The sequence below is a fragment of the Terrabacter carboxydivorans genome, from assembly GCF_039532035.1.
Taxonomy (GTDB): Bacteria; Actinomycetota; Actinomycetes; order Actinomycetales; family Dermatophilaceae; genus Terrabacter; species Terrabacter carboxydivorans.
In genome coordinates this window covers 1-7,307 of record NZ_BAAARE010000046.1, presented here as the reverse complement: position 1 = coordinate 7,307, position 7,307 = coordinate 1, and the positions used below count along the sequence as shown (strand labels likewise).

Below are 7,307 nucleotides of genomic sequence, written 5' to 3'. Positions count from 1 at the left end.
AGGCGCCAGCTACCGGCTGCGCAACCGCGGCATCGACACGCTGCCCAGCATCAGAACCCAAGACACGGCAGACTAGAAACCACGAACCAGTGGCCTCGATTTCGAACATCCGATCGGCCCCAGATTCAAGCGTTGCCGACAGGGTGGACGCCGTAAGCGGTTGTTGAGCTGTCGTGTGCCCTATCCGGCCGAGGCTCCAGGTCGAATAAGAGATGTCCGATCGGTACGATTCGTGGTGAAATGCGCGCCACCGTGATGATCGCGAGACGGTCTCGGAGGACGGTCTCGGGAGAGGCACTTTCGGAGCACAGGGGTCACAAGATGAGCAGACATAACCGGGCAAACTGTGAGAGGTCGTTCGACGACCGCGGTCGACAACGGCTCACCGCTGAGCAGGTCGCCGGAATGCTGGACCACCGTCTCCACATGCCGCGGGTTGGTCCAGCCGAGTTGAAGGCCGGATGCCAGTTGGCGAGAGACCACCGGCTCGCCGCGGTGACCTGCCGACCCGAGCACGTGGCGATGGCGGCTGAGGAACTCGCGGGCACGGACGTCGCGGTCGTCACCGCGATCGGCTCTCAAGGACAGGGCCTCCCGGCCAGCGACGACGTCTGGGTCGAGGAGGCTCGAGAGCTCACGGCTCACGGAGCCACCGAGCTGGCGGTCGTCGTGACAGCCGCTCTGCTCGAACTACCGGCGTGGTCATCGCTCGTGCGGACCATCGAGACTCTGGCTGCGCTCCAGTCCGAGCAAGGTTTTCGGCTGCGGGTGCACCTCGACACAGCCGGCCTTGCGGACGAGCAGATCACGGCGGCTTGTCGCGCCTTGAGGGCGGCTGGCGTGTGGATGGTCCAAGGCGGCTTGTGGCAGGGCGAGCGGACCGGCTTCCGGCAAGTGGTGCTGATGCGTGAAGCGCTGGGACCGGACGTGCTGTTGAAGTGGACGACCCCGGTCTCGTCACTGCCCATGCTGCTGCTGGCCAAGGGCGAAGGGGTGGACCGGTTCAACGCCAACGTCACCGAGCTGCTGCGCGACGCGTCTCGCCAAGCACGCCTCGCTCCGCTGCTGGTCCCTCTCCAAGGCCTCGACTACTAGGCCAACTCGCAACTGGGGGCCACCCCGGGGGCCACGCACTGTGAGCCGCCCATACCGGCGCTTCGAGATCTTCCTTGCGCCTGCCGCTAGCGTATTTCATGGCCCGGACTGTGTGACCTCACCGTACGCACACCGAGGGCATGGACGTGGGGGGATCGAACAGGCGTCCGATCATGCGCCAAACTGAGGTTATGGCTGGCGGATCAGGGCGGGGCCACGAGCACCCCCTTCCGCCCGTGCCAGCGAGCGGACGCCACGTCTGGGTCCGCGGTGGGCCCGACGTCCCTGGCCCGCACCCAGGCATCGTGGTCGAGTGGCAGCAGAGTGGCGGTGCATGGTTTGCCCTTGTCGCCGACCTGATCGAGGCCGATCGCGTCTTGGTTCAACAGTGGCTGTCGGCCGAGCTGCTCACAAGAATCGGGTGACGACCTAAGGCCCGGAGCAGCATCTTGGGCAAACATCCCGCCGCGGCAAGTAGCCGTTAACACCCCTTGTGGGCCAGGTGCAACCTCATCGGAACGCACCATGGGCGTCATGCCGGCAGCGGCGTGCCGCGCTGGTCTCTGGACGGGACCCGCCTGCTCGTCGGTTCGTTTTCGGACCTTGAACTGCGCCCCGCCATCGTCGTACCGGACGGCACGGACCTCAACGTGTTGCCGGTGCCAGGCCTGCCGCCGACCACAGCACTGATGTGCGCCGCCGTCGGCTCCGCTGAGCGCTGTCAGGACCCGCTATTCATCTTCGCGATGTCACCTCAGGCGTAACGTGATCGCATGCCTGCCTCCCCGGAAAACGGGGCCCAGATGGCCCCCCGCGTCTTGGTCGCGATCAACGACGCCGAGCTGGCCATTCTGCGGCTGGTGGCGATGCACCTGCGAGACGGACGCGGCCAACCTGACTGGCGGCAGGCGAGGCTCGCAGAGGGACAGATGCTCCGGGCTCGCATCGCGCGCATGATCACCTACTTGGCCGGCGCTGTCGCTTCTGAAGTCAACAGCATCGTCCTCGACGCGTACAACCGCGGCCAAGCCCTCGCTATGGCCGACTTAGACCTCTTCCTTGTGCCGGTGCTGATCGCTGACGACGCTGTCGATACCTCTGCGGTCATCGCACAGTCCACTGTCGACACGATCGTCCAGGCGATGAAGCTCATCCCAGACATGGTCATCGCCACACTCCGTGAGGCCGTCGCCGCCGGTCGCGACTCAAACGTAGCCGGCGATGTCGCAGCCCTACAAAGGTCCCAGAAGATCCTTGAGCGCCTCGCATCACGGGGCTTCGCCGGTTTCAGCTATGGGCCTGAGTGCGATTGGTCCCTCGAGGAGTACGCCGAAATGGCTGTCAGCGCCGGTGCTGGTCGCGCAGCGGTACAGGGGCACGTCGACGCCTTGGCTGCATCCGGCATGGATCTCGTGCTCGTGTCCGTCTCGCCGGAGGCGTGTCAGATCTGTTGTCCGTTCGAGCGGCAGGTGCTGTCGATCTCCGGTCGGGTCGGGAGAGTCCTGGAGCCGAACGGCGACGAGGTCAGCGCGTCGGTGACGGACGTGAAGGCGTCGCTGGCGGGTGCGATCGCGAAGGGACTCTTCCACGCCGGCTGCCGCCACGAACTCTCGGCCTACCTGCCCGGAGTCACCAGGACCGACGTTGTGCTGTCCACGCAGAGACGACCTAGGCCTGAGCAGAGAGAACATGACGTCGAGCGAAAGGTCCGACAGTGGAAGCGCCGGGAAGCGGTTGCGCTCGACGCTCTCACGCGTCGCCGGGCAGCGGAGGAGGTTCGCATGTGGCGCATGGAAAGTCACCGGGCTCATAACGAACTGACGCGCCCAGAAGGCAAATGGCGGCCCAGATCACCCGGTTAGCCCGCCGCAGGCCCAGCCGCGCATCGCGGCTCGCCGGGACGGCCAACCCCGGACCGATCAAGCTGCCGGGCCATGCCCGGCACGACGCGCAGGCCTAGCGGCCGCAGGAGTGTATGAACGCTTTGCTGGCCAGCTCACGACCGCTGGTGCGGTCAGCCCGGCTAGAGATCAACGCCGCCGGCGTGCCTCGACCAGGCGTTAGGGACGAGGAAACCCAGGAGTCGGCCCTGGCCGTTGAAGGCGACGTCCAAGCGCAGTCCATCCTCTTCGAGCGACCAAGTCGCGGCGCCCCGGCGCAGGTGGAGCGCTGCATCGAAGAGTTCGACCCACGTGTCGCCTTCGTCGCTCAGAACGACTGCGGCAGCCCCGGGTCGGAGCGCGGCCGGAGGCAGCGACGTCCTGGCCGCCATGAACGTCACAGTGATGACGTGTGGAGGATCGTCCAGGGTCGCGAGCACGGTCAGTTCGTGGCCTGCCGACATGCGCAGGGTCCACTCCTGCACGATGTCGCCCGAGCCAGGCTCAGCGCCCACCATGACGGTGAGAATGTCCTCTCGCCGATTGATGATCGTCCCCACACCGGCCATGGAGGCCATGATGCTCCCGCGCGGGGCCGGCGTGACACGTTTCGCAACCCCGGCATGCAGACCGGGAGCAACCGCATTCTCAGGCCTAGTCGGGCACGGGAACTCGGTCGACCGTCACCTCGAAGCAGACGTCGCACACCTTGCAGGTGTTGCCCGTCGGCAGCCACACGATGGCCGAGCTCAGGCGACGGGCCGCCGGACTGCCGCAGGCGGCTCCGTCGAACGACACGGCGTGCAAGACGGCTCCAGGCCTGGGCACGATCGTCGGGAGGACGGTCAGCTACTGGTGAGGTGGCCAAACACGATGACGTTGTCGCGGTACTCGTTGCGGTTGTCGGTGGGGCCGCCGCAGGTGACGAGGCGGATCTCGGCGTGGGCGAAGTCGCCGTCATATACCTGGTGGGTCGGGAACTGCGTCTTTTGGAAGGCGGCGACCCGGTCGACGGTGAACGTCAGGCGGGTGCCGTCGCGCCGTGTGACCTTCACCAGGTCGCCGGTCTTCACTTCACGGAGCTTGGCGAAGATGCCGGGCACCCCGTCGGGCGTGTCGACATGGGCTGCCAGGACAGCCGGGCCCAACTGCCCCGGAGTGGGGCCGTCATCGTAGAGGCCGACCTCCTGCGCCGTTGGGGGAACGGAGAGGGTGCCGTCGCGCTGGATCTTGAGCGGCACGAACCGCGTTGAGTGAACGCCGATGGCGGGAATGTCGATGGCGGTCGGTTCGGAGGCGGGGAGGAAGTCCCCGATCGTGCCACCAGTCGTGTCTTGGTCGCTGCCGGCGTCAGGGGCTGTCGAGTTTGAAGGGTTGGCTGGTGTGGTTGGGCTGTGTGCCGGTGTCCCGTTCGCCCCTGCAGAGGCGCTGGCTCCGGGTTGATTCGCAGAAGGGTCAAGACCCTGTCCCGTCGCTGAGTGCGACGGGACAGAAGTCCCCTGCAGGCCCAAGACAAGTGCAAGGATCCCGACGGCGAGCAGCACGGCCGTGGCCACGGCGGCCGCCGCGACACCAGTGGTGACGCGGCGGCTCGCTTGTTTCGGTGTGCTCTCGGGCACGGACTTGCTACCTACGTTCCGGTCAGCCGCGCGAGCGGGCGCGACGAGCGGCCAGAGTGCCGGTGCCAGCGGCGGCGAGGAGGACGCCGCCGCCGACGATCAGAAGAGCCTCGTTCGGGCCGGTGTTGACGCCGGCACTCTTGAGGGTGTCGGTGGGCAGGCCGCCACCGGTGTGCATGCCGCCGGCGGGGGCGACGCGCAGGGCGCCACACAGGGCCGGGTCGGTGGCCTCGGTCGGCAGCGACGGCATGAGGTCGCTCTTGGTGCTGCCGGAGTACTTGCCGTCCTTGTTGTAGTCGACGCCGTGGATCACGACGACGGACTCGCCGGCCGAGATCGCCTGGGCGACGTCGCTGGAGACCTTGATGCTGCCGCGCTGGTAGGCGATCTTGCCGCCGGGGGCGGTGCTGAAGCGGTCGATCGCGAGGCCGGACTTCGGGCTCGTGTCGCCGGTCTTGGTCAGCGAGACGACGATGTCGCCGTAGGCCGGGCCGCCCTCGGTGGTGTTGATGTGCCCGTCGCCGTTCTTGTCGTCCGACAGGACCGGGCACTCGTGACGGGCTGCAGCGCCGAAGTGGATGTGCGCGGCGTGCGGGCTGTTGGGCAGCAGGCCGGTGGCGGCCATCGTGACGGTGATCGTGTTGCCCGTGACGTCGACCATGGCGGTGCCGCTGCCCTGGACGCCGTTGCCGGCGACGGGCTTGAGGTTGGCGCTGACCGAGCCGTCGGCGGCGAAGGCCGGACCGATGCTGAGGGCCATGGCGGCGGCTGCGGCGAGGCTGGCGCCGGCGATCCGAGTGGTGGTGGTGCGCATCTGTGTTCCTCCTTGACGAGGAGACAAACCGTCCATCCCTCTACTGGTTCGGACGGGGGGTCGATGTCGACCGTCTCCAGATGGGCTTCGTCACCGGAAACCAGATCGGATTGGATTCGTTTCGGACATGGACTTGCATGGCGCGGGTGTCTAGAGCAAAGGCCTGTTCGCGGATACTCCAGCGCTGTCGCGCAGTTCACGTGTCCACAGCACGTGGATCGCAGGGACAACCACAGGCCCAGAATGCGAGCCCAGCCGAAACGGGTATGTGTCATGCGACGCTTGGCATCTACCGAGCGCGTGCACTGGAGGTCGTGTGACGGTCAGCACCGAAAGTGTTCCCCACGGCATTGATCCGGGGCTCGTTCGGCTGATCGCGCGATGCGGTGTCGGTGACCGTCACGCCATGGCAGCGCTCATCGACCAAACCGCTGAGCTCATGCTGCGCATGTGCCGGATGGTGGTCCCTGACGCCGTCCAGGCGGAGCGGTGTGCCGTGGTCGCATACGGACGGGTCTGGAGCGAATCCAGCTCGTACAACGTCGACGTGGCTTCCCCGCGATGCTGGTTGGCCACGATCGCCTACACGAGCGCACGCGAGCACTAGGCCTCGAGCCACGGACGAGCGCCGCGTCTGAGGCGGGCCGCAACGAAATACGTGGTCCTCATGCGAAAGCCAAGGCGCTCGCTCCCGAAGCTCCACGCGACTACTCCCTATTTCAGGGTCGGCTCGCGTCTCGCAGGCGGCAAGAGACGCGCTGAGACGATCAGTGCCACGAGCGCCCCCGCAGCTGCGCAGGCCTCGGCGAGCGCGCTAAGGGACTTCTCGAAGAACCACACGGGCTCGTACATCGCCGGTAACGGCCCCACGGCAGGGATGTCGACGTAGCGGTAGAGAACGACAGCAACGAAAGCGCTCAGGCCGACGGCGAACGCCCCCATGAAGGCCCTTCGGCTACCACGCAGGATCACCCAGGCAGCCATGATGATGGCCGCAGCCGCTTCGATGCGGAAGATATTTCCTGCGCCGATCCCGGACGGAGCCGACTGCTGGTAGCCACTAGCCAGCCGCAGGTGCACTACCGCATCGACAACGAGAGCAGCTGCGACGACCAGCCGTAGCACCCATGCGGTGACACCGTCTGCGTTGGCATGTCGGTCTGCGTTCCTGGATGTCACTGGACAACCAGCGTCCCGCTCATGTTGCCGTGAAAGGTACACACGAACGTGTACGTGCCCGGCTTCATCGGCGCCGTTATGGTCGCGGAGCTGCCGGGGTCGATCTTGATGTCGAAGCCCCCGTTCTTGGACGTGACCGTATGCGCCTCCGAGTCACCGTTCTTGATCGTGACCTTCGCGCCGGGAGCCACCGACGTCGGCACTTTGTAGGCGAAGTCGGCGATCGAGATGACTGGTGCCGCAGCGGCCGCCCTTGTCGAGGTGGACGGTGCGGCGGAGCTGCTATGACTGCCACTACCCGAGACAGATGGGTGCGACATGGTCGACGACATTGACGACGAGGGGGACGCATCAGTGTTTGACGTTCCGCAGGCCGCCAGGCTCAGGGCCAGGGCCGGGACGGCTGCGAGGAGCGTGATTCTCCGTTTCATGATTTGCCTCCAGATTCAAGCGGCTCATTCGAGGGCCGCACGAAGGAGTTCGGTGCAGCCCCTCTGGCCGGCTTGTTTCAAGGAGAGCCAAGGTTCGGTTACCACTCGACCCTCTGGGTGCAAGCTCGCCCCGCGGTCGGTCACGGCCGCTCGGTTACACAGTGTCCCGTTCCGGGTTTAGTGGAGGCTCGGAACTGACGCGACGACGGTAGCCGCCACGGGATTCTGCCGGTAGTGCTGGTCTTCGAACTCGACGGGCGGCACGAGCCCGATCTCGCCGTGGAGGCGG

9 protein-coding genes are annotated in these 7,307 nt (G+C 66.5%); 3 read left to right on the top strand and 6 right to left on the bottom strand.

The annotated features are described in order from the left end of the window. Nucleotides 1-321: 321 nt before the first annotated feature. Both ABD297_RS23280 and ABD297_RS23275 read left to right on the top strand, forming a co-directional pair. Complete coding sequence (locus ABD297_RS23280; RefSeq protein ID WP_344257527.1) at nucleotides 322-1,095, top strand: hypothetical protein; 774 nt, start codon at nucleotides 322-324, stop codon at nucleotides 1,093-1,095. Nucleotides 1,096-1,868: 773 nt separating this feature from the next. Continuing rightward, a complete protein-coding gene (locus ABD297_RS23275) occupies nucleotides 1,869-2,957 on the top strand; it encodes a phage minor capsid protein (RefSeq protein ID WP_344257526.1) in 1,089 nt (362 codons plus the stop codon). 161 nt (nucleotides 2,958-3,118) lie between these two features. On the opposite strand, the gene ABD297_RS23270 is transcribed toward ABD297_RS23275, so the two are convergent. From ABD297_RS23270 to ABD297_RS23255, 4 genes are all read right to left on the bottom strand, one after another. Then, a complete protein-coding gene (locus ABD297_RS23270) occupies nucleotides 3,119-3,544 on the bottom strand; it encodes a hypothetical protein (RefSeq protein WP_344257525.1) in 426 nt (141 codons plus the stop codon). 85 nt (nucleotides 3,545-3,629) lie between these two features. Next, the gene (locus tag ABD297_RS23265; protein ID WP_344257524.1) at nucleotides 3,630-3,773 is read right to left on the bottom strand and encodes a hypothetical protein; all 144 of its coding nucleotides are present in this window, start codon (nucleotides 3,771-3,773) and stop codon (nucleotides 3,630-3,632) included. 47 nt (nucleotides 3,774-3,820) lie between these two features. Continuing rightward, the gene (locus tag ABD297_RS23260; RefSeq protein ID WP_344257523.1) at nucleotides 3,821-4,594 is read right to left on the bottom strand and encodes a class F sortase; all 774 of its coding nucleotides are present in this window, start codon (nucleotides 4,592-4,594) and stop codon (nucleotides 3,821-3,823) included. Between the two features lie 22 nt (nucleotides 4,595-4,616). Next, nucleotides 4,617-5,408 carry a hypothetical protein gene (locus ABD297_RS23255; RefSeq protein WP_344257522.1) on the bottom strand — a complete coding sequence of 264 codons (792 nt, stop codon included), beginning with the start codon at nucleotides 5,406-5,408 and terminating at the stop codon, nucleotides 4,617-4,619. 316 nt (nucleotides 5,409-5,724) lie between these two features. Here ABD297_RS23255 and ABD297_RS23250 point away from each other — a divergent pair, with 316 nt between their 5' ends. After that, entirely contained in the window at nucleotides 5,725-6,015 is a 291-nt protein-coding gene (locus tag ABD297_RS23250; protein ID WP_344257521.1) for a sigma-70 family RNA polymerase sigma factor, read from the top strand. Between the two features lie 107 nt (nucleotides 6,016-6,122). On the opposite strand, the gene ABD297_RS23245 is transcribed toward ABD297_RS23250, so the two are convergent. After that, the gene (locus ABD297_RS23245) at nucleotides 6,123-6,488 is read right to left on the bottom strand and encodes a hypothetical protein (protein ID WP_344257520.1); all 366 of its coding nucleotides are present in this window, start codon (nucleotides 6,486-6,488) and stop codon (nucleotides 6,123-6,125) included. A 95-nt stretch (nucleotides 6,489-6,583) separates the two neighbouring features. Beyond that, nucleotides 6,584-7,018, bottom strand: a complete 435-nt coding sequence (locus tag ABD297_RS23240) for a cupredoxin domain-containing protein (protein ID WP_344257519.1) — start codon at nucleotides 7,016-7,018, stop codon at nucleotides 6,584-6,586. Nucleotides 7,019-7,307: the final 289 nt, after the last annotated feature.

Bases quoted from the DNA above. Each gene is read 5' to 3' on its own strand.
- ABD297_RS23280 (WP_344257527.1), top strand. From the start codon at position 322: ATGAGCAGACATAACCGGGCAAACTGTGAGAGGTCGTTCGACGACCGC.
- ABD297_RS23275 (WP_344257526.1), top strand. From the start codon at position 1,869: ATGCCTGCCTCCCCGGAAAACGGGGCCCAGATGGCCCCCCGCGTCTTG.
- ABD297_RS23270 (WP_344257525.1), bottom strand. From the start codon at position 3,544: ATGGCCGGTGTGGGGACGATCATCAATCGGCGAGAGGACATTCTCACC.
- ABD297_RS23255 (WP_344257522.1), bottom strand. From the start codon at position 5,408: ATGCGCACCACCACCACTCGGATCGCCGGCGCCAGCCTCGCCGCAGCC.
- ABD297_RS23240 (WP_344257519.1), bottom strand. From the start codon at position 7,018: ATGAAACGGAGAATCACGCTCCTCGCAGCCGTCCCGGCCCTGGCCCTG.